23 protein-coding genes are annotated in these 25,453 nt (G+C 69.5%); 12 read left to right on the top strand and 11 right to left on the bottom strand.

Annotated elements, in window-relative coordinates; translation table 11 throughout:
* Window positions 1-6: 6 nt before the first annotated feature.
* Both OQ968_RS05630 and OQ968_RS05625 read left to right on the top strand, forming a co-directional pair.
* Window positions 7-1,215 carry a thiolase family protein gene (locus tag OQ968_RS05630; RefSeq protein WP_324675562.1) on the top strand — a complete coding sequence of 403 codons (1,209 nt, stop codon included), beginning with the start codon at window positions 7-9 and terminating at the stop codon, window positions 1,213-1,215.
* A 2-nt stretch (window positions 1,216-1,217) separates the two neighbouring features.
* Window positions 1,218-1,628, top strand: a complete 411-nt coding sequence (locus OQ968_RS05625) for an OB-fold domain-containing protein (RefSeq protein ID WP_324675560.1) — start codon at window positions 1,218-1,220, stop codon at window positions 1,626-1,628.
* A 75-nt stretch (window positions 1,629-1,703) separates the two neighbouring features.
* On the opposite strand, the gene OQ968_RS05620 is transcribed toward OQ968_RS05625, so the two are convergent.
* Both OQ968_RS05620 and OQ968_RS05615 read right to left on the bottom strand, forming a co-directional pair.
* Window positions 1,704-3,158, bottom strand: a complete 1,455-nt coding sequence (locus OQ968_RS05620; RefSeq protein ID WP_324675558.1) for an aldehyde dehydrogenase family protein — start codon at window positions 3,156-3,158, stop codon at window positions 1,704-1,706.
* An 87-nt stretch (window positions 3,159-3,245) separates the two neighbouring features.
* Window positions 3,246-4,220: a LacI family DNA-binding transcriptional regulator gene (locus OQ968_RS05615; RefSeq protein WP_420715834.1), complete on the bottom strand. Its 975-nt coding sequence runs from the start codon at window positions 4,218-4,220 to the stop codon at window positions 3,246-3,248.
* Window positions 4,221-4,481: 261 nt separating this feature from the next.
* On the opposite strand from OQ968_RS05615, the gene OQ968_RS05610 reads away from it, so the two are divergent.
* The 6 genes from OQ968_RS05610 to OQ968_RS05585 are packed head-to-tail and all read left to right on the top strand — an operon-like array spanning window position 4,482 to window position 10,726.
* Window positions 4,482-5,831 carry an amidohydrolase family protein gene (locus OQ968_RS05610; protein ID WP_324675556.1) on the top strand — a complete coding sequence of 450 codons (1,350 nt, stop codon included), beginning with the start codon at window positions 4,482-4,484 and terminating at the stop codon, window positions 5,829-5,831.
* A gap of 2 nt (window positions 5,832-5,833) precedes the next feature.
* Window positions 5,834-8,173 carry a CoA transferase gene (locus tag OQ968_RS05605; protein WP_324675941.1) on the top strand — a complete coding sequence of 780 codons (2,340 nt, stop codon included), beginning with the start codon at window positions 5,834-5,836 and terminating at the stop codon, window positions 8,171-8,173.
* Window position 8,174: 1 nt separating this feature from the next.
* Window positions 8,175-8,507 (top strand): hypothetical protein, encoded by a 333-nt coding sequence (locus OQ968_RS05600; protein WP_324675554.1) that lies wholly within the window; start codon window positions 8,175-8,177, stop codon window positions 8,505-8,507.
* Complete coding sequence (locus tag OQ968_RS05595; RefSeq protein WP_324675552.1) at window positions 8,497-9,660, top strand: thiolase family protein; 1,164 nt, start codon at window positions 8,497-8,499, stop codon at window positions 9,658-9,660. The genes OQ968_RS05600 and OQ968_RS05595 overlap by 11 nt, the downstream gene beginning before the upstream one ends.
* Window positions 9,657-10,082 (top strand): Zn-ribbon domain-containing OB-fold protein, encoded by a 426-nt coding sequence (locus OQ968_RS05590; protein ID WP_324675550.1) that lies wholly within the window; start codon window positions 9,657-9,659, stop codon window positions 10,080-10,082. The genes OQ968_RS05595 and OQ968_RS05590 overlap by 4 nt, the downstream gene beginning before the upstream one ends.
* Window positions 10,079-10,726 (top strand): MarR family transcriptional regulator, encoded by a 648-nt coding sequence (locus OQ968_RS05585; RefSeq protein ID WP_324675548.1) that lies wholly within the window; start codon window positions 10,079-10,081, stop codon window positions 10,724-10,726. The genes OQ968_RS05590 and OQ968_RS05585 overlap by 4 nt, the downstream gene beginning before the upstream one ends.
* Here OQ968_RS05585 and fadD1 read toward each other — a convergent pair.
* From fadD1 to OQ968_RS05570, 3 genes are all read right to left on the bottom strand, one after another.
* On the bottom strand, window positions 10,671-12,314 hold the full coding sequence (fadD1, locus tag OQ968_RS05580) for a fatty-acid--CoA ligase FadD1 (protein ID WP_324675547.1): 1,644 nt from the start codon (window positions 12,312-12,314) through the stop codon (window positions 10,671-10,673). The two genes, OQ968_RS05585 and fadD1, sit on opposite strands and share 56 nt — an antisense overlap.
* A gap of 67 nt (window positions 12,315-12,381) precedes the next feature.
* Window positions 12,382-13,152 (bottom strand): SDR family oxidoreductase, encoded by a 771-nt coding sequence (locus OQ968_RS05575; protein ID WP_324675545.1) that lies wholly within the window; start codon window positions 13,150-13,152, stop codon window positions 12,382-12,384.
* Between the two features lie 32 nt (window positions 13,153-13,184).
* A complete protein-coding gene (locus OQ968_RS05570) occupies window positions 13,185-14,015 on the bottom strand; it encodes an alpha/beta hydrolase (RefSeq protein ID WP_324675542.1) in 831 nt (276 codons plus the stop codon).
* 70 nt (window positions 14,016-14,085) lie between these two features.
* Between OQ968_RS05570 and OQ968_RS05565 the strand changes: the two genes are divergently transcribed.
* A complete protein-coding gene (locus OQ968_RS05565; RefSeq protein WP_324675540.1) occupies window positions 14,086-14,739 on the top strand; it encodes a TetR/AcrR family transcriptional regulator in 654 nt (217 codons plus the stop codon).
* On the opposite strand, the gene OQ968_RS05560 is transcribed toward OQ968_RS05565, so the two are convergent.
* The 3 genes from OQ968_RS05560 to OQ968_RS05550 form a co-directional block, all read right to left on the bottom strand.
* Window positions 14,696-15,259 carry a TetR/AcrR family transcriptional regulator gene (locus OQ968_RS05560; RefSeq protein WP_324675939.1) on the bottom strand — a complete coding sequence of 188 codons (564 nt, stop codon included), beginning with the start codon at window positions 15,257-15,259 and terminating at the stop codon, window positions 14,696-14,698. The two genes, OQ968_RS05565 and OQ968_RS05560, sit on opposite strands and share 44 nt — an antisense overlap.
* Before the next feature lie 69 nt (window positions 15,260-15,328).
* On the bottom strand, window positions 15,329-16,618 hold the full coding sequence (locus tag OQ968_RS05555; protein ID WP_324675539.1) for a lipase family protein: 1,290 nt from the start codon (window positions 16,616-16,618) through the stop codon (window positions 15,329-15,331).
* A gap of 146 nt (window positions 16,619-16,764) precedes the next feature.
* Complete coding sequence (locus tag OQ968_RS05550; RefSeq protein WP_324675537.1) at window positions 16,765-17,709, bottom strand: alpha/beta hydrolase family esterase; 945 nt, start codon at window positions 17,707-17,709, stop codon at window positions 16,765-16,767.
* A gap of 75 nt (window positions 17,710-17,784) precedes the next feature.
* On the opposite strand from OQ968_RS05550, the gene OQ968_RS05545 reads away from it, so the two are divergent.
* Both OQ968_RS05545 and OQ968_RS05540 read left to right on the top strand, forming a co-directional pair.
* Window positions 17,785-18,264 (top strand): MarR family winged helix-turn-helix transcriptional regulator, encoded by a 480-nt coding sequence (locus OQ968_RS05545; RefSeq protein WP_324675535.1) that lies wholly within the window; start codon window positions 17,785-17,787, stop codon window positions 18,262-18,264.
* A gap of 12 nt (window positions 18,265-18,276) precedes the next feature.
* Window positions 18,277-18,546: a DUF4242 domain-containing protein gene (locus tag OQ968_RS05540; RefSeq protein ID WP_324675533.1), complete on the top strand. Its 270-nt coding sequence runs from the start codon at window positions 18,277-18,279 to the stop codon at window positions 18,544-18,546.
* Window positions 18,547-18,552: 6 nt separating this feature from the next.
* Here OQ968_RS05540 and OQ968_RS05535 read toward each other — a convergent pair whose 3' ends face one another.
* Window positions 18,553-21,453 carry a helix-turn-helix transcriptional regulator gene (locus OQ968_RS05535; RefSeq protein ID WP_324675531.1) on the bottom strand — a complete coding sequence of 967 codons (2,901 nt, stop codon included), beginning with the start codon at window positions 21,451-21,453 and terminating at the stop codon, window positions 18,553-18,555.
* A gap of 149 nt (window positions 21,454-21,602) precedes the next feature.
* Here OQ968_RS05535 and OQ968_RS05530 point away from each other — a divergent pair, with 149 nt between their 5' ends.
* Window positions 21,603-22,979, top strand: a complete 1,377-nt coding sequence (locus tag OQ968_RS05530) for an FAD-binding oxidoreductase (protein ID WP_324675529.1) — start codon at window positions 21,603-21,605, stop codon at window positions 22,977-22,979.
* A gap of 17 nt (window positions 22,980-22,996) precedes the next feature.
* On the opposite strand, the gene OQ968_RS05525 is transcribed toward OQ968_RS05530, so the two are convergent.
* Window positions 22,997-23,806, bottom strand: a complete 810-nt coding sequence (locus OQ968_RS05525; RefSeq protein ID WP_324675528.1) for a polysaccharide deacetylase family protein — start codon at window positions 23,804-23,806, stop codon at window positions 22,997-22,999.
* 224 nt (window positions 23,807-24,030) lie between these two features.
* Window positions 24,031-25,422 carry an alpha/beta hydrolase gene (locus OQ968_RS05520; protein WP_324675937.1) on the bottom strand — a complete coding sequence of 464 codons (1,392 nt, stop codon included), beginning with the start codon at window positions 25,420-25,422 and terminating at the stop codon, window positions 24,031-24,033.
* Between the last annotated feature and the right edge of the window lie 31 nt (window positions 25,423-25,453).

Raw genomic sequence — 25,453 nt, 5'->3', positions numbered from 1 at the left:
CGCCACATGGGATTACGCGGAGAGGCGGCGATCGTCGGGTACGTCGAGCTGCCGCCCGAACGGCTCAACAAGGCCTCACCGGCGCCGTTCGTCCTCGAGCAGTGGGCGGAACTGGGCGCCGCCGCGCTCGATGACGCGGGGCTGCCGGCTGGCGTAGTCAACGGCATCGCCGCCTCGCACCTGGCCGAATCGGAGATCTTCGTTCCCTCCACCATCGCCGAATACCTGGGAATAGGAGCACGATTCGCCGAGCTGGTCGACCTCGGCGGGGCCAGCGCCGCCGCCATGGTGTGGCGCGCGGCCGCCGTGATCGAACTCGGCATCTGCGACGCCGTCCTGTGCGCGCTGCCCGCGCGGTACATCACGCCGTCGTCCAAGAAGAAGCCCAGGCCGATCATCGACGCGATGTTCTTCGGCTCGTCGAGCAACCAATACGGTTCCCCGCAGGCCGAATTCGAGATCCCGTATGGCAACCTCGGCCAGAACGGGCCCTACGGCCAGGTGGCTCAGCGCTACGCCGCGGTCTACGGCTACGACGAGCGGGCGATGGCCAAGATCGTGGTCGATCAGCGGGTCAACGCCAACCACACCGAGGGCGCCATCTGGAAGGACAAGCCGCTCACCGTCGATGACGTCTTGGCCAGTCCCGTCATCGCCGACCCGCTGCACATGCTGGAGATCGTCATGCCCTGCGTCGGTGGGGCCGCGGTGGTCGTCGCCAACGCCGACGTCGCGCGGCGGGCCCGCCATCGTCCGGTGTGGATCAAGGGATTCGGTGAACACGTCCCGTTCAAGACGCCGACGTACGCCGAGGATCTGCTGAATACGCCGATTGCCGCCGCCGCCGATACCGCGTTCGCCATGACCGGCCTGACCCGGGACCAGATGGACATGGTGTCGATCTACGACTGCTACACCATCACCGTGATGCTGTCGCTGGAGGACGCGGGTTTCTGCGAGAAGGGCAAGGGCCTGGAGTTCATCGCCAACCACGACCTGACCTTCCGCGGCGACTTCCCGCTCAACACCGCGGGCGGCCAACTCGGCTTCGGCCAGGCCGGGTTGGCCGGCGGAATGCATCACGTCTGCGACGCCACCCGCCAGATCATGGGCCGCGCGGGCGCGGCCCAGGTCGCCGATTGCAACCGCGCCTTCGTGTCCGGCAACGGCGGCATCCTGTCCGAGCAGACGACGCTCATCCTGCAGGGGGACTGACGATGAAGTTCGAGCGCCCGATGCCCGTCAAAACGCCCACCACGGCGCCGTTTTGGGATGAGCTGGCGCAGCACCGCATCGTCATCCAGTACTCGCCGTCGTCGCAGAGCTATGTGTTCTACCCGCGGGTGCGCGCGCCGCGTACGCTGGCCGACGACCTGGAATGGCGAGAGATCTCGGGCATGGGAACGCTGTACTCCTACACCGTCGCGCACCGGCCCGTCAGCCAGCACTTCGCCGACGCCGTTCCGCAGCTGCTCGCCATCGTGGAATGGGACGAGGGACCAAGGTTTTCCACCGAGATGGTGAACGTCGACCCGGCCGACCTGAGGATCGGGATGCGGGTGCGGCCGGTGTTCTTCGACTATCCGGAACACGATGTCACCATGCTGCGCTACGAACCGGCCGACTAGCGGGATGCCGAGCAGACGCAAAAGCCCCCGAATTCGGTAGGAATTGGGGGCCTTTGCGTCTGCTCGCGCAGCTGATTACATCTGCGCCCAGACGATCTTCGTCTGCAGGTAGGTCTCCAGGCCCGCCTTGCCCGACTCGTAGCCCCAACCGGATTGCTTGTACCCGCCGAAGGGCATGGAGTGGTCGAACTGCATCTGGCAGTTCAGGCCCACGGTTCCGGCCTTGAGCCGCTTGGCAATTCGGTGTGCCCGGCCGAGGTCGCGGGTCCAGGCCGTGGCGGCCAGCCCGTAGGTGCTGTCGTTGGCCAATGCGACCGCCTCGTCCTCGTCGTCGAACGGGATGACCGCGACCACGGGCCCGAAGATCTCCTCCTGGAACAGCCGGCTGGTGGTTGCGACGTTGGTGAGAACGGTCGGGCGAACGAAGTAGCCCTTGCGGTCCACCCGCTCCCCGCCCGTGACGATCTGCACGCCGTCGGCCTTGCCCTGGTCCAGGTAACCCAGCACGCGGGTGAGCTGCTTCTGGCTGATCAGCGGGCCGATCAGGCTGCCCTCGTCCTTGGGGCCGCCCTGCGGCAGCCCGTTCGCGACGTTCGCCAGCTGCTCGACGAACTGGTCGAAGATGCCGCGCTGCACGAAGATCCGCGATCCGCACACGCACGCCTGGCCGGAGTGGATGAAGGTGCCGAACGCCGCCATCGGGACGGCCTTCGACAGGTCGGCGTCGTCGAAGACGACGACCGGCGACTTCCCGCCGAGCTCGAGCGTGATTTTCTTCAGGTTGCTCGCCCCGGCGGCGTGCACGATCTCGCGGCCGACCTCGGTGGACCCGGTGAACGCGACCTTCTCGACGTCGGGGTGCGCGGTGATCGCGGCGCCCGCGGTGTGCCCGTAGCCCAGCAGCAGGTTCGCCACCCCGTCGGGCACCCCGGCCTCGTGCAGGATGTTGTCCAGCACCAGGGCCGACAGCGGGGTCTCCTCGGCGGGCTTGACGACGCTGCTGCAGCCCGCCGCGAGCGCCGGCGCGAGCTTGCAGCAGAAGTTGAAAACCGGTCCGTTCCAAGGAAATATCAGCCCCACCACGCCGTACGGCTCCTTGAGGGTGTAGGCGTGCTGATGCGAGTCGATGCCGGTGAGGCCGCCGGTGTGCACGTCGGCCGCGATGCCCTCGATCTTGGTGCACCAGCCGGCGTAGTAGCGGAAGAACTCCGAGCCGACGGTGACCGTACCCTGCGCCTGCAGCGGGGTCATGCCCGCGTTGAGCGACTCGAGCTCGGCCAGCAGCTCCGCGTTCTGATCGATCAGCTCGCCCACCCGCCACAGAATCTTGGCCCGCTCGCTGGGCGGCTTGTCCCGCCAGACGCCCGACTCGAAGGACGCCTTCGCGCGCGCGACCGTGTCGTCGACGGCTTCGGGCCCGCAATCCTTGAACTCGGTGACCTGCTCTTCGGTCGCGGGATCGACAACCGCGATCACCTCACCGGTGCCCGGTCGCTCCCGGATTTCGTCCAGCACAGCCTGCACCGACACGCCCATTCCTCCTACGCCTCATTGCACGGATCGTCACGCCGAGGTTATGCGCTTAACCACTCGATGTCCAGGGCGGGCCTAGGGGCGTCAGGTCGACGAGCGCACGATCAGCCGCGAAATCTCGGTCGGCTCACTCGACGGCACGGCCGGGAGGCTCAGCCGTTCGAAGATGGCGGCGACCGCGGCGTCGGCGAGCGCGCGGGGGTTGAACTCGACCGTGGTCAACGGCGGCGTGCTCACCACACCCATCGGGCTGGCGTCGACGCCGATCACGGCGAGGTCGTCCGGACAGCGCAGCCGCGCCTGATGAATGCCGTAGAGGACGAGGCAGGCTATGTCGTCGCTCTGTGCGCACACGGCTGTCACGCCGCCTTGCACCCAGCCGGTCACCACGTCGGCGGCATTCTCGAGTGTGACCTCGCCAACCCGGATGGGGGGAAGGCCACGCAGCCGCGCCGCGCGCTCGACGCCCTCGAACCAGTAGTCGCCCAGCGGGCGCCATTTGGCGATTCCCGTGTAGGCGAAGGCGATCTGCCGTTGGCCGCGCGAGACGAGGTGGTCGACCCGCAGCTCGCCGACCGACAGGTGCGGATCCCCAAGCGCGGGAAGGGTTCCGATCTCGATGTGCGGTATGCCGGCCGACCGGACCGCGGCGACGGCGGCGTCGCTGAGCGGGAACAGGCTCGTGACCGCGACCGGGTCGAGGCTCGCGATCGCGTCGACGACATGCTGATCGTCCTCGGCCTCGAAGATCTGCACCTGAAGCAGGCCCTGGTGGGCCAGTTCCGTGGTCATGCGGCTGCCGGCCTGCATGGGCATGTCACCCACCGCCACGTGCGGCACCACGTACAGCACCACGCCGCCCTTGCCGCGGGCGAGGTTGCGCGCGGCGAGGTTGGGCCGATAACCAAGCAGCTCCGCGGCGCGGTACACCGCCTCGCGGGTCGGCGCGGAGATTCTGCGGCCCTCGGCGTCGTTCAGGACGTAGCTGACGGTCGCGGTCGACACGCCGGCCAGTCGGGCCACATCGGCGGTGGTGGGCCGCACAACCTTCTCAGTCAACGCATCACCTTCCGGGCCCGACCATGCCTCATGGTGGCACGCGATCCCGCGGGCAGCGCGCGACCCGCCATCCCGCAGGACGAGCAGTGAGGACTAATAGTCCGTATCCGGGGGCAAGTGCGTCGGGCCGCAAGCATGCAAAAACTGTGGTGTTTGGCATTGTGACACAGCCACTTAGCGCCGAGAGGGCAGGTGCCGCCACCGTTGACACTGTGACGGCCACCATTGTCTACTAGTCACATCTCGGCCTAGGAGTGCGGCATGAACAAGGACGACCTGATCCTGATCAGCGTGGACGACCACATCGCCGAGCCGGCGGACATGTTCGACGCGCACGTTCCGGCGAAGTACAAGGACCGCGCCCCGCGGGTGGTCCTCGAGCCCGACGGCGTCCAGCAGTGGTACTACGGCGACGTTCGCGGACGGAACATGGGCCTGAACGCGGTGGCCGGCAAACCCCGCGAGATGTACAACGTGGACGCCACCAGCTACGACGAGATGCGGCCGGGCTGCTTCAACGTCGACGAGCGGATCCGCGACATGAACGCCGGCGGGCAGCTGGCGGGCCTGAACTTCCCCAATTTCACCGGGTTTTCGGGTCAGGTGCTCAACCAGGGACCCGACCGGGACGTCAACCTGGTGATGATCAAGGCCTACAACGACTGGCACATCGACGAATGGTGCGGCGCGTATCCGGGGCGCTTCATCCCCTGCGGCATCCTTCCGCTTTTCGACGTGGCCGAAGCGGCCAAGGAGGTGAAACGGCTCGCGGACAAGGGCTGCCACGCGGTGACGTTCTCCGAGAATCCGGAGGCCCTGGAGATGCCCAGCATTCACACCAGGTACTGGTACCCGTTGTTCGAGGCCGTGTGCGAGAACAACTCTGTGCTGTGCACCCACGTCGGCTCCGCGTCGCGTTCGCCGCAGGTGTCGAGCGACGCCCCGCCCAGCGTCATGATGACGGCGTCGTCGATGATGAGCATGTTCACCTTCACCGAGCTGATCTGGGCGGAGTTCTACGCCGACTTCCCGGAGATCAAGTTCTCGCTCACCGAGGGCGACGTCGGCTGGATACCGTATTTCCTCTGGCGCGCCGAACATGTCTACAACCGCCACTCGGGCTGGACGCTGGCGAAGTTCCCGCCGGGCTACAGCGGGCCCGCCGACGTGTTCCGGCGACACTTCTACACCTGCTTCATCAGCGACAAGGTCGGGGTGAAGAACATGGAGTGGTTCAACGAGGACATGCTGTGCTGGGAGTCCGACTTCCCGCACTCCGACAGCAATTGGCCGTTCGCGCCCGAAGACGTGATGGAGACGATGGGCCACCTGGACGACGCCGTCATCAACAAGATCACCCACGAAAACGCCATGGCCGCATACTCGTTCGACCCGTTCCGGCACATTCCCAGGGAACACGCGACGGCGGGTCACCTGCGTGCTCAGGCCACCGACGTGGACGTCGTCACGCACGTCGGCCACAAGGCCAGCCAGCGTGACCTCGACACGTGGACCCGGATGACGCAGTTCGCCCTGCAGGCACAGGGGGAGCCGCTGGCGACGGCCGAGGCTTCCGGTATCGCGGGCCGCGCCACGACGCTGGGCAGGTGAGCGTGCCGGCCCGGGCGTCATTCGCCGGCTGGCGCGTGCTGGAGCTGTCCAACGGGATCGCGGTGTCGTACTGCGGGAAGATGTTCACCGACGCCGGCGCCGACGTCGTGAAGATCGAGTCCCCGCAAGGCGATTCGATGCGCAACTGGTCGGCGGGTGGCCCACCCGGCGCGTTGTTCGGTTACCTGGCGGCGGGCAAGAGGTCGGTGGTCCGCCGCGGTGCGGCCGAGACCGCGGCGCTGCTGGCCGGCGCCGACATCGTGCTCACCGACCTCACCGACGACTGGGCGCTCGACGACATCACGGCCCACACCGGCCCGTCGGCGGTCGTGGTCGCCGTGACCCCGTTCGGGCTGACGGGACCGTACGTCGACGACCGCGTCGTCGCCAACGAGTTCATCCTGCAGGCGCTGTGCGGCTCCACGGCCAGCCGCGGCTGGCCGGGCGACGAGCCCGTGCAGGCGGGCGGCCGCCTCGGCGAGTGGCTGGCCGGGTCGTTCGCCGCGCCGGTCGCCGCCGCCACGGCCCGGCATGCCGCCCGCGGCGGCGGGGGGCGGGTCGTCGACGTCTCGACCTACGAGGCGATGGTCATCGCGATGGGCGGCCTGCCCGCCATGTCGGCCAGCGTGCTGGGCGCGGATTCCCTGCTGCACCAACGCAGCCTGGAGCTCCCGTCGATCGTCCCCACCGCCGACGGGATGGTGGGCTTTTGCACCATCACGGCGCAGCAGTTCCAGGATTTCCTGACGATGATCGACCGGGCCGACCTGATCGACGACGCGGACCTGGCGTCCTTCGCCGGACGGGTTCGGCGCCGCGACGAGTTCCTGGGCATGGTCACGAAATGGACGGAATCCCGGAGCACGCAGGAGATCATCGACCTCGCGGTGGCATTCCGAATTCCGGTGGCCCCCATCGGAACCCCGGCCACGCTGCCCGGCATCGACCACTTCGTCGACCGCGGGGTCTTCGTGGAATCGGAGCTCGGGGTGCTGCAGCCGCGGGTGCCGTATCGCAGCGACGCCATCGCCACCCGGGCGCCGGGGCGGCCACCGGAACTGGGGGCCGACAACGGCCGCGTGCACTGGCCGCCCCGACCCGAGCGGTCCCCTTGCGACGACGCCGACGCACTTCCGTTGTCCGGCATACGGGTAACCGACTTCACCGCGTTCTGGGCCGGCCCCGTCGCCACCCAATTCCTCGGCGCCCTGGGCGCCGACGTGATCAAGCTCGAGGGCGTCCGCCGGCCCGACGGCATGCGGTTCTCCGCCGGCCGCCCCCCGGACTGGGACCAGTGGTGGGAGTGGGGCCCGGTCTTCTTGTGCAGCAACAACAACAAGCGCGGCGTCAGCGCCGAGCTCGGCACCGACGCGGGACGGTCCATCGCCTTCGAGCTCATCGCCGCCAGCGACCTCGTCATCGAGAACTTCTCGCCGCGGGTGATGAAAAACTTCGCCCTCGAGTGGGATGCGGTGCGCGCCGCCAACCCGCGCGCGGTCATGGTCCGGATGCCGGCGTTCGGCCTCGACGGCCCGTGGCGCGACCGGGTCGGCTTCGCGCAGACCATGGAGCAGGCGACGGGCATGGCGTGGATGACCGGACATGCCGACGGGCCGCCGGTGATTCCGCGCGGGGTGTGCGACCCGATCGCGGGGCTGCACGCGGCCTTCGCCGCGATCGCGGCGCTGGTCATCCGCGACCGCGACGGCATCGGCATGCACGTCGAGTCCACCATGGTGGAGTCCGCGCTCAACGTCGCCGCCGAAATGATGGTGGAATACTCGCGCAACGGAATCGAGCTGCGGCGCAACGGGAATCGCGGACCCGGCGCCAGTCCCCAAGGCGTGTACCGCTGCAAGGGTGACGACGACTGGGTCGCGCTCGCCGCGACCGACGACAACGCCCGGGTGGCGCTGGCGAAACTCCTCGACCAGGCGGGACTGGGGCCGGCCGAGGCCGAGTGGCGAGCGGGGGCCGACGAAATCGACAAGCTGATCTCGGAGTGGACCGCGCGGCGCCCGGTGCCCGACGCGGTCGGCGCGCTGCGCGCCCTCGGGCTGGCCGCGGCCCCGGTCACGCCGCCGGCGGCGCTGCTGAGCGATCCGCAGCTGCTGGCCCGGGGGTTCTGGGAAACGGTCGACCACCCGGTTGCGGGCTCGTTCCTGTGCACCGGAATGCCGTTCGCCTTCGTCGGAAAGCCACGTCGCTGGCTTCGCCGGCCGCCGCCGCTGTACGGCCAGCACACCCGCGAGGTCCTGATGAGCGTGCTGGGGCACGGCGAACGGGAGCTGTCCGAGCTGCGCGCGTCCGGGGCAACCAGCGCACGGCCGGCGGGCTTGTGAGATGGCCGTCACGCTGTGCGTGCCGCCACGGGCCGGCGAGCCGTGCGCGCCGGTGCGCTTCCTGGTGCGCCGGGACTCCGTGGTGATGGAACTGACCGCCCGGCACCGGATCACCAGCGTCGGGTGGGACGAGCGCGAGCGCGCGGTCGCCATGGTCGTGGAGATCACCGACCCGCAGACCGCGCGGCCGGTCGACGTGCGAATCGACGTCGTCGAGCAGGCCGACCCGGCGCGCGCCGAGGCGCGGACGAGGACGATCGGGTCCATCGTGCGCGACGGGCGGCGATACGACGTCCTGGGCACCTACCTCGGGGTGGTCGCGGATGAAAACTAGCACCGCCGCCGTCGTCGGTGTGCACAACACCCGGCAGGGTCGCCGCCTGGAGGGCGAGACCTCGCGCACCCTGGCGCTCAAGGCAATTCGGGGCGCGCTCGACGACGCGGGCCTGAGCCTCGACGACGTCGACGGAATCAGCGCCGGCCCGCTGTCCACCACGCTGATCTACGACCTGCGCCTCGGCCCGGCCTGGCAGGGGCTGGGCTTCGGGGTCGGCATGATCACCGAGGCGGCCACCGCTATCGAGCACGGCATGGCCGACGTCGTGGTGCTCGTCGCCGCCCAGGCCGGCGAGTACCGCGACCACGAGGCCACGGCGCCATGGACCCGGCCCGAGAACGAATTCGTCGCGCCCTGGGGGATGTTCACCGCCGCCGAGTTCGCGCTCATTGCCCGGCGCCACATGCACGTCTACGGGACGACGCGCGAGCAACTCTCCATCGTGGCGGCGACCATCCGCAACAACGGATCGCAAAACCCCGAAGCCGTTTACTACCAGCGCGGCCCGTTCACCCCGGACGACATCACCGCGTCGCGCCCCATCGCCGATCCGTTTCATCTGCTCGATTGCGCCACTACCTCCGAGGGCGGGTGCGCACTGGTCGTCGCGAACATCAACAAGGTGGACGTCGCCGCGCGGCCGATCCACGTGCTGGGCAGCGGCGCCGACTTCCACGGCCCGTCGTATCAGCACCCACCCGCGTGGGATCTCGTTGGCAGGCAAGGTGATTACGGCCACTACGTCAACGGCGTCGTCGGCCGGCGCGCGGCCGAGCGCGCATTCAACCACGCGGGGCTTGGTCCCGGCGACGTGGACGTGCTGGAGCTCTACGACCCGTTCTCGTTCGAAATCATCCGCCAGCTCGAGGCATTCGGGTTCTGCGGCGAGGGCGAGGGCGGACCGTTCGTCGCCGACGGCCACATCGCCATCGGCGGCAGCCACCCGGTCACCACCGACGGGGGAACCATGTCGTTCAGCCACGCGGGCTCCAATCCGCAGATGATGCAGCGGGCCATCCGGGCCGTCCAGCAGCTGCGGGGTCAGGCGGGCAACCTCCAGGTGCCCGACGCGCATATCGCGTTGTGCAGCAACGGCGGAGCGGGCGCGCTGTTCACCACGGTGCTGATCCTGGGGGACGAACCGCGATGAATTCTCCGAACCCGTTGCGACCGCAGACCGGCCCGGTGCCGCACGCCAGCAGCCCGGTCAGCGCCCCGTTCTGGCAGGGCTGCCGGTCGGGGGAGCTGCGTTATCAACGCTGCGAGGCCTGCGGCGCACCGAACTTCCCACCGAGCGAGCATTGCCGCCAATGCCTTTCGCACGAATTGCGGTGGGAACGCAGCAGCGGCGTCGGCGAGATCTACAGCTGGACGGTGGTCCACCGTCCGGTCACGGCCGAGTTCCAACCGCCCTACGCGCCGGCGATCGTCACGCTGGACGAGGGCTACCAGATGCTGACGAACATCGTCGGCGTGGCGCCGGAAGACCTGGCCATCGGCATGCGCGTGCGGGTGCAATTCCATGCCGTCGGCCCGGACGTGACCCTGCCGTATTTCGCGGGGCCGCAATGAGTCCCGCGCGCACCAGCAACGGCCTGCCGGTCACCGCCTACCTGGTCCTCGGCGTCCTGGCGGCCAACGACGAGCAGCTCACCGCCGGCGAGATCAAGATGCGCGCCGAGCTGTCGGTCGGCCACTTCTATTGGTCGCCGTCGGTGAGCCACGTGCGGCGCGAGCTGAACCGGTTGCTATCGCGCGGCATGGTCAGCGAGACCGGCGCCCGGTCCGGCAAGCGCGCCATCACGTTGTATGCGACGACCGAGGCCGGGCTCGACGCGCTGCGCCGGTGGATCCAGCACTTTCCCGGCGAGGACCGGGTCGTCATCAAGCATCCCGTGATCCTCAAGACGTGGCTCGCCCGCGGCGGGGAACCGAATCACGTAATCGACACGTTGGAGCGGCATCTCGAGGCGACGCGGGCTCGCCTCGACGAGGCGTTGTGGTCGCGCCAGCGATCCCGCGAACTGGGCATCATCGACGATCCGGACCAGCGATTCTCCTTCGCCGTCCTGGACTACGCGATCCGCGGCCTGTACGCGGAGATCTCCAACATCTCGCAGCTGCGCGACGAGATCGCCGGCGGGACAACCCGAGACCCGGTCAGGCGGGTGCGGCGGTCGAAGGGGCAGATCCGCCGTCGCGCACCGAAGGACTAGGCGTGTCCGACACGGCCCGGTAGGCGGTGCCGCGCGGTTCGCGCTCCCAAAGGGTTTCGCCGTCGGGCACGGCCGTTCCCTGGTCGATCAGCCCGCGCTTGAGCACCTTGTGGGTGGCGGTGCTGGGCAGGTCGTTGGCGAGGCGGACGAATCGCGGCCGGGCCTTGGGGGACAGGTCGGGTTGCGCGTCCAGAAACGCCTCGAATTCGCCGGGATCGAGGGTCTGGCCCTCGTTGAGCACGATCGCGGCCATCACCTGGTCGCCGACGCGCGGGTCCGGCACGGCATACACCGCGGCGCGGTTGATGGAGCTGTGCCGCAACAGGATTCGTTCGATCGGCGCGGCGGCCATGTTCTCGCCGTCCACGCGCATCCAGTCGGCGGTGCGGCCGGCGAGGTAGATCCATCCGTCGGCGTCGCGGTAGGCCAGGTCCCCGGACCAGTACATGCCGTGGCGCAGCCGCTCGGCATTGGCCTCGGGGTCGTTGTAGTAGCCGGTGAAAAATCCGGATCCGGCCGTGTTGACCAACTCGCCCACCGCTTCGTCGGCGTTGGCCAGCGCCCCGTGCTCGTCGAAGCGCGCCACGGCGCATTCGGTGACGGTCTCGCTGTTGTACACCGCGACCCCCTCGGCCCCCCGTCCGATCGAGCCCCTCGGCGTGCCGGGCTCGCGAATCACGATGACGGCGTTCTCCGTCGAGCCGAATCCGTCCTCGACCTGGACGCCGAAGCGGCGCGAGAACTCCTCGATGTCTTTGTCATTCGCCTCGTTGCCGAAGGCCACCCGCAGCGGGTTGTCGGCGTCGTCGTCGCGTTCGGGTGTGGCCAGGATGTAGGCCAGCGGCTTGCCAACGTAGTTCATGTACGTGGCCCCGTAGCGGCGGATGTCGCCGAGGAAGTTGCGCGCGGAGAACTTCGCCGGCACGATCGCGGCGCCGGACACCACCCCGGGCGCCCATCCGGCGACCACCGCGTTGGAGTGAAACAGCGGCATGGACACGTAGCAGGTGTCCCGCGCGGTGAGCGCGAAGCGTTCGGTGAGGCTGAGGCCGGCGATGGCGGCCATCAGGTGGGATACCGGCACCGCCTTGGGGTTTCCACTGGTTCCCGACGTGAAGATCATCATGAACGCGTCCGTCGCGGTGACTTCACGATGGGGGACCAGCTCGCCGGCGCCGCCGACGAATTCCTCCCACTGCGGCGCCGAGGTGTCGAAGACCCGCATTCCCGCGAGGTCCAAACCGTCCAGCAGCGGCCGATGCTCGGCGTCGGTCACCACGAATTGGCAGTCCGCCCGCCGAATGTCGGCGGCCAGCGCCTCGCCGCGCCGCGTGGTGTTGAGGCCGCACAGCACGTACCCCCCGAGCCCGGCCGCCGCCATCTGCGCCAGCATCTCGGGCGTGTTTCCCAGCAGGGCGCCGACGTGCATCGGCCGTTCCGGGTCGGCGGCGCCGATCAGAGCCGCGGCGCGCGCCGCCGACTTCGTTAGGTACTGCGCCCAACTCCATTGCAGATCGCGGTGTTTGACGGCGACCGAGGAATCCGACAGCCGCTTCCGCAGCAGCGCTTGCATCGTGTCGTCGGCCATCCGGGCGGTCCACCTTCACTTACGAGACGAGACGGTCCGTCTTATCGTAGCGGGGCCCGCCCGCCAATCAGCCGCCCACCATCATCAGGCCGCCGTCGACCGCGAGCAGCTGCCCGGTGATGAAGCCCGACCCGGGGCCGGCCAGAAAAACCAGCATCGGACCGACGTCGCGCGCGGGCTCGCCCAGCGTGCCGCCGAGCGGAATCACCATCTTCATCTGCTGGTCGATCAGCGCGGCGGCCTCCGGGCCAAGGAATTCGCGCAAGCGGTCGGCCCCGGCCGTCTGCACCGCGGGCGCCAGCGCGTTGACGGTGACATTGTCGGCCGCCCAGGCCTTGGCGGCCGAGCGCGTCCACGCCTGCACCGCTCCCTTGGTCGCGGCATAGACGGCCGAAATCGGGCTGCCCATAACGGCTTCGGAGGACCCGAAGTTGATGATCCGGCCGCCCTTGGGATCCTGCTCCTTCATCACCGCGTACGCGGCCTGATTGGTGAGGATGGTCGCCTTCACATTGGTGTCCAACAGGAACGAGATCTCGTCGGCGCCGATGTATCCCGGCACCCCGGCCTGCCACAGCCCCGCCGCGTTCACCAACACGTCGAGTCCGCCGAGGCTTTCCACGGCCTGTCGCACCATCGCCGAGACCGCGTCGGCGTCCCGCACATCGCACTGCAACCAAGCGGCCGCGAGACCCTCCGGTGGCGGAGTTTGGTGATAGGTGGCGGCGACGGCGGCGCCCGCCTCGGTGAGGACCCCGACGGCGGCCGCGCCGATCCCGGAGGCCCCGCCGGTGACCAGGATCCGGCGCCCTTGCAGGGGTGATGTCGCGTCTGGCATGGCGGCAACGCTAGCCGACGCCTCGGGAGACGTTAGGTGCGCACGGCGATCGACGACAGCAGGTCGGCCAGCCGGTCGGGCTGGTCCACCATCGAGAACGTTCGCGCCCCCTCGATCACCTCGAGGCGGGCGTTCGGGATGGTCGCGGCGAGCCGTTCGCCGTCGGCGAGCTCGAAGAACACGTCGTCGGCCGACCAGGCGATCAGCGTGGGCTTGTCGAACTCGGGCAGCCGCGCGGCGACGCCGGTGGTGACCTCGGTGCGCAGCGAGAGGGTGAACTGGCGCAGGTCTTCGGCGACGGCCGGATCCGAGAGCCCCGGGCGCACCCAGGCCTCGGTGAGCGCGTCGATGTTGCGGTGCGCCAGGCCGTCGAACGCGCGCTTGCGGGCCGCGGGCAGCCGCATGGCCTGGGCGACGGCCTTGAACGTCGCCTTGGACTTGGCCGCCATGATCACCGGCTTGAGGATCGGCGGCGGAAAGTGTTCGAACGCATCGCAACTCGTGAGCACCAGCGCGCCCAGCCGCTCGGGGTGGTGCACCGCGACGAGTTGGGTGACCACGCCGCCGGTGTCGTTGCCGACCAGCACCACGTCCTCGAGCTCGAGGGCCGTCAGCGCCTCGGCGACGATGTCGGCCACCCCGGTGATGGTTCGATCGGCCCCCGGGCGCAGCGGTTGCGGGTGCGCGCCCAGCGGCCAGGTGGGGGCGATGCAGCGCAGGCCGCGGGCGCCGAGCCGCTTGCCGACCTGGCGCCACAGGTCGCCGCCCATCATGTACCCGTGCACGAACACGACGGGCCGGCCGTCCTCGGGTCCGGTTGCTTCGTAATGGATGGTTCCGGCACTAGTGTCGATCGTCGGCATGAATGGCTCCTAGCTGGAAGGATTGGTATTTACAAACAGACTGTCTGTTCGTAAGTTACCAACAGGCTGTATGGAAATCAAGAGGCGCACTCAGGAGGAGCGCTCCGCGGCGACCCGCGAGGCGCTGATCTCGGCCGCCCGCACGCTGTGGGGCCGACGCGGCTACGCGGACGTGGGCACGCCCGAGATCGCCACGGCCGCGGGCGTCACCCGGGGCGCGATGTACCACCAATTCGCGGACAAGGCAACGCTTTTCGGCGAGGTCGTGGAGGCCGTGGAGCAGGACGTGATGGCCCGGATGGCCACGCTGGTGGCCGAGTCGGGTGCGAGCACCCCCGCGGACGCGATCCGGGCCGCGGTCGATGCCTGGCTCGACGTGTCCGGCGACCCGGAGGTGCGTCAGCTGATCCTGCTCGACGCACCCAGCGTGCTGGGCTGGCCCGCCTTCCGCGACGTCGCCCAGCGGTACAGCCTGGGCATGACCGAACAGCTGCTCACCGAGGCCGTCCGGGCGGGCCAGCTGGCGGCCCAGCCGATGCGGCCGCTAGCCCACATACTGATCGGCGCGCTCGACGAGGCGGCCATGGTCATCGCGACGGCCGACGACCCGAAGCGCGCCCGCAGGGAGACCGGGGAGGTGCTGCACCGGCTCATCGACGCGATGCTGGACGAGCGGCACCTCAGTGGCGGACCTGCGCGACCCCCGCGATCACGCCCCGGATGAGCCGGTCCAGCTGTTCGGTACCGTCGACCGCCGGCCGGCCCGCGACGAACGTCATCATCACCCCGTTGATGAACATCATGGTGGCGGTCGCCTGATCCTCGATCAGCGCCGGGTCCGGCGTGCTGTCCGCGGGATGCCAGTGCGCGACGACGTCGCGCGCCAGTGCGTAGAGGCCCTCCGCGGACTCGTTGAGGGTCGCCGCCAGTTCCGGGTCACGGCTGGCCAGCAACACCAACTCGTAGCGCGCCTTGGCGCGGGTGAGCCAGGGTTCGGTCGCCACATACATGACGACGCGGGCCAGGCCCGCGGTGCCGGCGAACTCGATGGGCCGGTCGCCGGCGAGCTCGGTCAGCACTGACAGATCCGCGACGTCGAGTTCGTTCAACCGGGTTGCGACCGCGTGCAGCAGCGCTTTTCGGGTCCGGAAGTAGAACGACGTGGTGCCGTCCGGCACCCCAGCGCGCTCGTCGACCTTGGGGTGGCTGACGCCGTGGATCCCGTTGGTGCCCAGTAGCTCGATCGCGGCGTCGGCGAGCTGTCGGCGCCGCTCGGGCGCGTTGCGCTTCCTGCGTGCAGCAATGCGTCCAGTCTAGAACTGGCCGCAGTTGGGTGTGGTTGGTTCCTCGTTGAAGCGGGCCGCGATCCATTGCATGGCCGGTTCGCCGTCGACGAGCATCGGCAGGGCGTGGTTGATGACGAGCTTGTTGAGGAATGGCGGTTCCTCGTTGGTGCGGAATTCGACGTCGGCGCCCTGGGCGCACCAGTCACGGCCGAGCTGATTGGCCGCGGTCCAGGGCACCAGCGGGTCGTAGCGATTGCTGTCGATCAGCACCGGCGCGTTGGGTTTGTAACGTCCGACGTGCTGCTCGTCCAACATGCTGCTGAACGGTTCCTCGTTGATGACCTGCCAGACGTTTTCGTTGAAGTACGGCTGCAGGTGGCGAAACATGAAATCGATCAGCGTTTGCCCGACGCACTGGCGCGAGGCCGATTCGAGCATGGCCAAACCCCGCGGCGTGAGCTTGGAGCGGATCTCGTCGGCGTGCTCGGGGTAGGTGGCGATGGCGCCGTTGATCGCATAGCCCACCACACCGACCAGCGCGCTGCCGTCGGCGTAGGGCAACAGTTCCTTCAGGTCGGCCACCGGCGCGCCGGCGTAGGTGCCCACGACATGGAGATCGGGGGCGTAGGACGGCGCCAGTTCGGCCGCCGACGCGACCGCGCCGCCGCCCTGCGAGTACCCCCAAAACGCCACGGGCCCATGCGGATCGAGCGACGTTCCCGGCAGCCGCATGGCGGCGCGGGCGGCGTCGAGCACCGCCTGCCCCTCGGCGACGCGGCCCACGTAGGTGTGCATCGAGGGGGTGCCCAGGCCCTCGTAGTCGGTCATCACGATCGCGAAGCCGCGGGCGACCATCGTGGCGACGAACAGCTCCTCGTAGTTGAACATGATGTCCCAGCCACCCGAATAGTGGATGCCCTGGTTGAACATTCGCGACGGGGCGCACTGGTTGCCCTGGCCCTGGGTGCCGGGCGCGTAGCTGATCAACGGCCGCGGCCCGTTGCCCGGCCATGCGTTGTAGGGCTCGAAGTAGGTTCCCGTGACGGCGATCGGATTTCCGTGGGTGTCGTTGCTGCGGTACATGATTCGGGTGCCGGTGGCCATGATCGCGCCGAGCTGGCCCGAGGGCTCCAGCACCAGCCGGGACGGCTCGGTGCGGATCAGGTCACCGGGCCGGCCCGGGGGCAGCGGATCCGGCGGGGTGTAGAACTCGGCGTACCGCGGCTCGTCGCCGCCGTCGGCCCGTGCGATTCTCGTGCCGCCGAACGCGAATCCGATTGCCAGCAGGACAGCGAGGACTCCCCCAACCCGACGCATCACAAAAAGGTAACAACGCGCGTGCCCGAGGGAAAGGGAGTTTCTCTAATTTTTTAGAGATCAGATTCCACCGCGAGCGTGCGCAGAATGACAGCCGACGCGGCGTGTCGGCGTACCGACACGCACGCTCGCGGCAAAAGGCGAAGTCAGCGGTGGTTGCGGGCGAAGAACTGCCAGATGGTGTGGGTGGCGTCGAGCGCCGTCGACGGCGCCGGGATGCCGGCGACCCGTTCCGCGAGCGGGCTGGGCTCCCCGCCAGGCCATTGATGCCCGGCGCCGGCCACCGAGATCATCTCAACGGTTCGCCCGTCGGCGCAGCCGGCGGTCTGCGTCGTCACGCTCGCGTTGGTGCTCGAATCCGGGGGCCCGCACGCGTCGATGGCGCGCCAGGCGGCGTTGACCGACTCGACCGACGGACCGTCGACGCGGGGATTTCCGTTGGCCGCGAACGCTTTACCGGGCCCGCCGTTGTAGGGGACCCGGTCGTCGGCCGTGCCGTGGATTTGCAGCACGGACGTCGGCCGCGCGCGGGAGCAGTCGGTCAGCAGCGTGCCGGCGACGGGAGCGATCGCGGCGAAGGTGTCGGTCTGGCAGCCCAGCCGCAGGGCCATCATGGCCCCGTTCGACATACCCGTGACGTAGACACGCGAGCGATAGATGGGGATCTCCCGCTCGATGGCGGCGACCATGGCGGTGACGAACCCGACGTCGTCGACGTTGTCGCGCTGGGGTTCGCCACAGCAGGTGCCGGCATTCCAGGCGCGGTTCAGGCCGTCGGGGTAGGCGACCAGGAAATGCCCACCGTCGGCCTCGGCGTCCCAGTGGTAGGAACGCTCGGCCTGTGCGCCGTTGCCGAAGCCGCCGTGCAGCATCACGACCAGCGGCACCGCGTCGGTCAGTCCCTGCGGCCGGTAGAGGTGAAAGGTCCGGCTCACACCGCCCCATTCGAGGGTTTGAGTGGACTGCCCCACCGGAATCGACTGTGCCCCAGGAGTTCCCAGCGCGTGCCCGCCGCCGAGGCACCGGCCGAGCAGCACAACCAGAGTCGGGAGCAGGCACACGCCGAGCACGCGGGCGCATCGAGATCGCATGGCCCCATCGTGGCAGCCGCGCCCACATTTGACAAGTATCTTGTCAATCGCGCCGGGGTGGCAGACTCTAGGGCCATGCGGCGCGTTGCGGATTCCCAGTGGGAGCCCACCGTTCCGGCGCTGGTGAACCTGGTGGCCGCGTCCGGGGCCCCGCACTTGCGGGCCGCATTCGCCGCGGCCGGTCTCGACGGGATCCGCCCGGCGCAGGCGGTCGCGCTCGTGCCGCTGGCGGCCGGCGGGCTGCACGCGTCGGACCTGGCCGACCGGCTGAGGGTGAGCCGGCAGGCGGTGGCCCAGGCAATAGCGGGGCTGGAGCGACACGGCTACGTCACTCGAGTGCCCGATCCGCTGGACGCGCGGGCACGACTCATCGAGCTGACGCCGCGCGGCCGGCAGGCGCTGCGCGTGATGCGGTCGAACGCAATCGATCTGGAGACGCGATGGGAGAAGGCCGTGGGGCGGCAGCGATTGGGGGAATTGCGGGAGACCTTACTGATGTTGCTGTCCAGCGAGACCGACGACTCCGCGGGGCGTAGGTTCGACCCAAGACACTGACAGGAGCCCGCCGTGCCCATCTTCATGGTCGAGCGCAACTTCGCCGAGGAAATGGAACCCAGCCTCGAGGTTGCCGACGGCATCAACCGGATCAACGACGACGAAGGTGTCCGGTGGATGTACTCGTTTCTGTCCGCGGACAAGCGCAAGACCTACTGCCTGTACGAGGCGCCGTCGCCCGAGGCCATCCGAACCGCGGCCGCGCGGGCCGGCCTCCCGGCCGACGTCATCGTCGAGATGGGCGATCGCATCATGCCCGACGGCGGGTTGTCCGCCATCTGACCACCGTCACCCGAGCAGCTCGTGATCGGCGGCATACATCGCCGCCTGCGTGCGGTTCGCCGCGCCCGTCTTGATCAGGATGTTGCGCACGTGGTTGGCGGCCGTGTTGGTGCTGATGTAAAGCCGCTCGCCGATCGCCCGATTGCTCAACCCCTCGGCGAGCAGCCGCAGCACCTCGATCTCGCGGTCCGTCAGGCCGTCCGGACCGATCGTCAGCAACGAATCCACCAGATCGACGACCCGGTTCTGGCCGAGCGGCGCGGCGATGGCGCGGGCCTCGTCGGCCAGGCGCCGCGCTTCCTCGGTGCGGCCGCACGACGCCGCGAACAACGCGTACCGGGCCAGCGTCTCGCTGACATGAACCACCGCGCCCATCCGCCGGTCCATCTCGAGCGCCGCGTCGAAATGCCGTTCGGCGGCGGCGGTGTCGCCGCCGAGGGCGGCGATCCTGGCCAGGTATCGGTCGGCGCTGCCGAACAGCGCGACGAACTGGCCGGCCACCAGGTTCTTGCCGGCGTAGCGGGACAGGTAGGGGCGCAGCGCGTGCAGCGCCTCGCGGTTGCCCAGCTCCAACGCCGCCTCGACCATGAACACCAGCTCCATCGGCCACTGCGCCTCGTCGGTGCGGTCGCCGAGTTTTCGGTTCAGTAGGTGATTGAGGGCGCGGGTCATGCCGGCTTCGCAGCCGAGCTCGGTGTACAGCGCGAGCAGGCCCGGCACCCACCGGCCTGCGAATGTCTCGCTGCCGTCGACGAATCCGGCGAATCGCTTCAGGTCCGAGGTTTCGCGCCGGATCATGAACATCTGGACCCCGTTGCTGCCCTCGGTGTCCTCCGCGTCGAACAAATCGCCTGTGCGCAAGGCGATGTCGGCCCACCGTTCGGCGGCGGCGAAGTCGCCGCGCAGGTAGGCCAGCGCCTGCTCGACGCACGCGCCAACGAAGCCGAAGACGGGTTGCCCGACGGCTCGGCCCGCCCGCCGCATGTCCGCCGTCGATGCCGCCAGGTCGTCGGGCCGGCCGGCCAGATAGCTGACCATGGCGCGGAAGTGCGAGGACGCCCCCAGCACCTCGTAGTCACGGCGCGCCAACGCCATGCGGGAGACCTCGGCCGACCGCTCCGCCTGGATTTCGCACAGCTCCGGGGTGAGCCCGTGCCACAGGCTGGCCTTGAGCGTGTGCATCAGCACCGCCGAATCGTCGGCGGCCCGCGCGCGGGCGATGGCGCTGTCGCCGACCTCGCGGGCGCGCACCGCCTCGCCGGCGAAGGCCAGCGCCCGGCCGAAGCTGCCCAGCGCCTGCACGTAGCGGGGGTCGTCGGTGGTCAGACCGCAGGATTCCAGCGCCGACGCCAGCAGGTCGGCCGCCGTCGAATCCGACTGGCCGCGGCGCCAATTCGATTCCTCGTAGCCGACGGCCGCCCCCAGCCGGATCAGCGGGTCGTCCATCGCGCTGAGGCGTTCGTAGATCGCCCGCGACCGGGCGTAGTCGCCGGCACGCACGTGGTTGGCGGCCGCGTCGAGGTCCAGCCTCGCCCGATCCGCGCGGCTCAGCTCGGGCAGCGACGCCGCCCGCTCGAACCACCGCGCCGCGTCCTCATACGCCAGGCTCTGTTCGGCCATCCGGGCCGCCTGGTGCGCGTATCGCAACGCCTGCTCGTGGTAGCCCAGCACGTGTGCCCGCAGATAGTGGTTCGCCAGGCGGGGCACAACGGACGGGTCGGCGCGGCCCTCGAGCGCCTCGGCGGCCCGCGCGTGCATGATCCGCAGCCGCGACGCCGCCATCCCGCCGACCACGGCCTCGCGGGTGAGCGCGTGCACGAACGCGAACTCGCCGTCGGAGTCGCGGACCGGCCGGATCAGCCCGACGCCCTCGGCCGCATCGACCGCCGCCAGCGTCGCGGCGAGATCGGTTTCGCTGGCGGCGATCAGCGCGGGCAGGTCGAACGTCTCGCCCAGCACCGCCGCCTGCTCGATCACCCCGCGGACGCCGGCGCCCAGGCCGGCGAGCCGGCGGGCGATGGCGTCGCCGATCGACGCGGGCACGGTCTGCTGCACGCTCAGCGTGGCCAGCCCGCCCCGCATCTCGAGGTCGTTGACCAGTTCGGTCAGGAAGAACGGATTGCCGCCGGTCTTGTCGCGCAGCAGGGCGGCGGCCGTGCGGGCCGAGGCGGGCGCCAGCTGCTGGGTGCGGCCGACGAACTCGGCGATCGCCTCGGTGTCCAGCCCGGCGAGATCCAGGCGCCGGACACCGTCGAAGCGGTGCAGTTCGGCCAGCCGGGTGGTCAGCTCGTCGGAGCGATCCGGCGCCGTCGTGCGGAACGTGGCCACCACCAGCAGGCGGACGTCGGCGCAGCCGATCAGGACGCGCTCGAGCATCGCGAGGGTCGGCAGCTGCGCCCAATGCAGGTCGTCGAGGATCAGCGCGATCGGGCGGTCGACGGCCAGGCGGCGCAGGAACCCGGTCAGGGCGTCGAAAAGGGCCTGCCGGGGCGACCCGACGTCCATCGCCGCGTCGGCGTCGGGCAGGTGCCGGTCGACCTGGGTCGACAGTCGCCGCAGCAGCGGCCCCGCATCGGCCAGCGAATCCGCCATCGAACCGGACGGGGCCACGGCCAGCAGGCGATCCAGCGCCTCGGCGAACGGTGCGTATGGGACGTCCTCGTCGGCCGTCGAGCTGCCCACCAGCACCGCAACGCCGTGGTCGGCCAGCGTTCCGGCCACCTCGGCGGCCAGGCGCGTCTTACCGGCCCCGGGTTCACCGCCGATGAACACCGCCTGGCGGCTGCCGCCCTCGACCCGCTCCCAGGCCCGCTCGAACGCGGCGAGTTCCGCGTCGCGGCCCACCAGCGGGCCGCGGCGACGCGCCACCAGTTCTGCCGGAAGCGGCGGCGGCAGCCACTGCGCCATGAAACCAAGGTAACCGCGCCGTATTGGCTGGTCGATAGTCAGTTCTGACTATCGTTGGATGCCTCGGAAATGCTTCGTTGTGGTCATGACGCACGGTCTTGTCACCCCGTAGCGTCGCGGCATAACGAGGCAACAAGGAGGTGCGGGCCATGAGCCTGACAACCGCGACCGACGAACTGCACGGCCGATTCGGGGCCGGGGTCATCCTGCCCGGCGACGCCGGCTACGACGAGGCCAGGGCGCTGCACAACGGCATGATCGACAAGCGCCCGGCGGTGATCGTGCGGTGCGGCTCCGCCACCGACGTCGCGGGCGCGCTCGAATTCGCGCGGACGTCGAACCTCGTGGTCGCCGTCCGCGGCGGCGGTCACAACGGCCCCGGTTTCGGTTCCGTGGACGGCGGCCTCGTCGTCGACCTGTCACCGATGAACCGCGTCGACGTCGACGCCGACCGGCGCACGGTACGCGTCCAGGGCGGTGCGACGTGGGCGCAGGTGGACGGCGCGACGCACGCGCACGGTCTGGCGACGCCGTCGGGCATCATCTCCAGCACCGGCGTCGGCGGGCTCACCCTGGGCGGCGGCCACGGCTACCTGACCCGCAAGCACGGGCTGACCATCGACAACCTCCTGCAGGCAGAGGTCGTGCTGGCCGACGGCCGGACGGTGACGGCGTCGGAATCGGAGCACCCCGACCTGTTCTGGGCGCTGCGCGGCGGCGGCGGAAACTTCGGCGTGGTCACCGCGTTCACGTTCCGCGTACACCCCGTGCACACGGTGATCTGCGGCCCGACGGCGTGGCCGTCATCGTGCACGGCCGACATACTCCGGTGGTACCGGGATTTCCTGCCCGCGCAGGACGACGACCTCTACGGGTTCTTCGCCACCATGACCGTCCCGCCGGCACCGCCGTTCCCCGAGGCGTTTCACTCGCACAAGGCCTGCGCCGTGATGTGGTGCTACACAGGCGATCCCGCGCGCACCGACGAGGTCTTCGCGCCCATCCGGCAGATGGAGCCTGCCTTCGACGGCATAGGCCCGGCCCCGTACCCCGCGCTGCAATCAACCTTCGACGCGTTGTATCCCAAAGGGCTGCAATGGTATTGGCGTGGCCACCTCATCCGGACGGTGCCCGACAACGCGGTCGAGGCCCACACCCGCTTCACCGAGGAGCTGCCGACCATGCACTCCACGATGCACCTGTACCCGGTCGACGGCGCGGTCCATCGCGTCGGTCAAACCGAAACCGCTTGGGCCCACCGGGATGTCAACTTCTCACAGGTGATCGCCGGGGTCGATCCCGACCCGGCGAATGCGGAGGTGCTGAAGCGCTGGACGAAGGACTACTGGGAGGCAATCCGCCCATACTCGGCCGGGGCGGCTTACGTCAACTTCATGATGGACGAGGGGCAAGACCGGGTGCGGGCCACCTATGGCCCGAATTACCAGCGGCTGCGCGAGATCAAGGCGCAATACGATCCGGCCAACATCTTCCACATCAACCAGAACATCGAGCCGGCGCAATAGGCGCCCGGTGCGAATCGCTAAGGCGTCCGCAGGAATACGTCGTTGAGCGTGACGGTGCGCAGGTTTCGGTCCTTGATGATGTCGATCAGCTGCGGATAGACGTGCGTGACCGGCAGGTGGTTGAGGTGACCGATCACGATCGACTGCGGCGTGAAGTACTCATCGGCCATCTTCAGGATGTATTCCTCGGTGATCAGCGTGGAATCCGACAGCGAACCCGACCACAGGGTCGGAACGGTGTAGCCGAGGTCGGACGCGATGCCGTCGACGGTGGCGTTGCGCTTCGCGTAGGGCGGCCGGAAGTACGGCTTTGCGCCGACGCCGTAGGTCTGCTTCAGGAAATCGTCGTTGCGGGTGAGCTGTTCGGCGACCTTGGCCGGCGGCAGCGTCGTCAGATCCGGGTGTGACCAGGTGTGGTTGCCGAGTTGTATCTGCCCGGAGTCCACCAGCGGCCGCAGCATGGCCGCGTTCTCGGTCCACGAGTCGTACACGCCGTTGACGAAGAAGGTCATCCGCGCGCCGGTGTCCTTGGCGAGCTGCGTGTAGGCGCGGACGACCTCGCTGTTGACCCCGTCGTCGAGGGTCAGCGCGAGCAGGTCGCCGTCGCCGGGAATCCTCATCAGCGCTCCGCCGCCGGGCAGCGGGATGCGGGCGCTGGGCGGCGGGGGCGGCAACAGGGCGGCCGGGGCGGTCGGACCCGACGTGGCCGCGGACGCCGCGGGCGCCTGGGCGAACGTCCGCGGTTGCGGGTCGACCACCAGCCGGGCCGCGCCCACACCGGCGACCGTGGCCGCGGCGAGCGACCCCAGGAAACGGCGGCGATTCATCTCGAACATGGCATGGTCTCGGTCCCGCGGCCGCGCAGCTTCGGCAGCAGGGAATCCGACCCGATTCTTTGCGGGTGGTTTGCGGTGCGGGGCGTGACGGGCAAGCCGGCGCGCCGGACGCCGGTCTTGTCGAGCTGCACAGTCACCACAGCAGCGAACCGTACCACTGCCAGCACCGATATGCCCGAATCGGGCCGGGAGCGTCAGCTGTGAATTGGGGGCGGCTAGTGCGGTTCCCCGGTGCCGCGTTGTGGTAGCTGCACGGGCTCGACGCCCGGCGTCCCCAGCGTCGATGCCAGCCAGGGCAGTGCCGTGGCGAACGCCTGGGCGGCGAACGGCCAGTCATGCCTGCCCGGCTGCGTCACCACGGCGCAGCTGATGCCGTTCGCGGAGGCGGCGTCGCACAGGGCCTTGGCGGCGGCGTCCTGACCTTCCGGGTTGGCGGAGGGGTCGGTGCGCGCGGCGATGAGGCCGGGAGTGGTCGCCTCGGCCAGGTTTTGCGCGTCCGAGGACGCCGGGATGTCGAACCATCCCGACACCCCGGTGTAGCGCCCGTGCTTGTTCATGACGGTGATGGGGTCGTAACGGGCCCAGGCGGCGACGTCGCCGCCGAACAGCTTGGCGACGGTCAGGTCCTTCGAGCCGATGCTCGGGCTGCGGTCCCCGGCGATGTCGAGGAACGCGCTGAACAGCTCCGGGTGCATGACGGCCAGGTCCACCGCGCAGGTGCCGCCCATCGACCACCCGGCGACGCCCCAGTTGGCCCGGTCGGCGCTCACCCCGAAGTTGGAGACCATGAACGGCACGACGTCCTTCGTCAGGTGATCGGCGGCGTTGCCCCGGGCGCCGTTGACGCACTCGGTGTCGTTGTCGAACGAGCCGGTGGGGTCGACGAACACCAGCACCGGGGAGAAGCCGTGGTGGTGGGCGGCGAAGTCGTCGATGGCGGTGAAGGCGCCGCCCGGGCGCAGCCAGTCGGCGGGGGTGTTGAACGCCGAGCTGATCATCATCACCGTCGGCAGCCGGGGCGGCGGGTTGCTGTTGAACCAGGCCGGCGGCAGATACACCAGCTCTTCGCGGTGGGGGAAGTGCGACGCGTCGGCGCTGATGTTCACCGGCACGACGACGCCCTTGTCCGGCCTGGTCCCCGCGACCTGCATCTCGGTGACCCGCAGCCGATCGATCTGGTCGGGCAGGGGCCCGGACGTCAGCTGATTCCACGCCGCGAACACGGTGGGGAAGTAGCCCACCCAACCGTTGACGGCCAGGGCCGCGCACAACGCGCACAGCGGGACCGCGAGCACCGCCAGCCCGCGCCGCCACCAGCGGGCGCCCGGCCAACCCAGCACGAGCGCCGCGACCGCGAGCCCGCTCATCGCCACCCACAGCCACAGCGACAGGGGCGCCGGGTCCCCGGCCACCCCCAGCGACGTGATGTACCAGTACGACAGCCCCGTCGCCGCGGCCGCGACACCCAGCGCCACCGGCAACGGCCAGCCACGCCACCGGCGCCGGCGCAACCCGATCGCGGCGACGGCCACTAGCAGCGTGATCGCCTGCACCGCTAGGGGGAACCAGCCGTGCAGCAAGGACAGCTGCTCGAAGAAGTGGCTCAACAGTTCGCGACCTTCGCTGAATCCGGAGGCT

The sequence above is a fragment of the Mycobacterium sp. 663a-19 genome, from assembly GCF_035616495.1.
Taxonomy (GTDB): Bacteria; Actinomycetota; Actinomycetes; order Mycobacteriales; family Mycobacteriaceae; genus Mycobacterium.
Note: the sequence above shows the minus strand (reverse complement) of the source record. Positions and strands in the feature narration are given on the sequence as shown.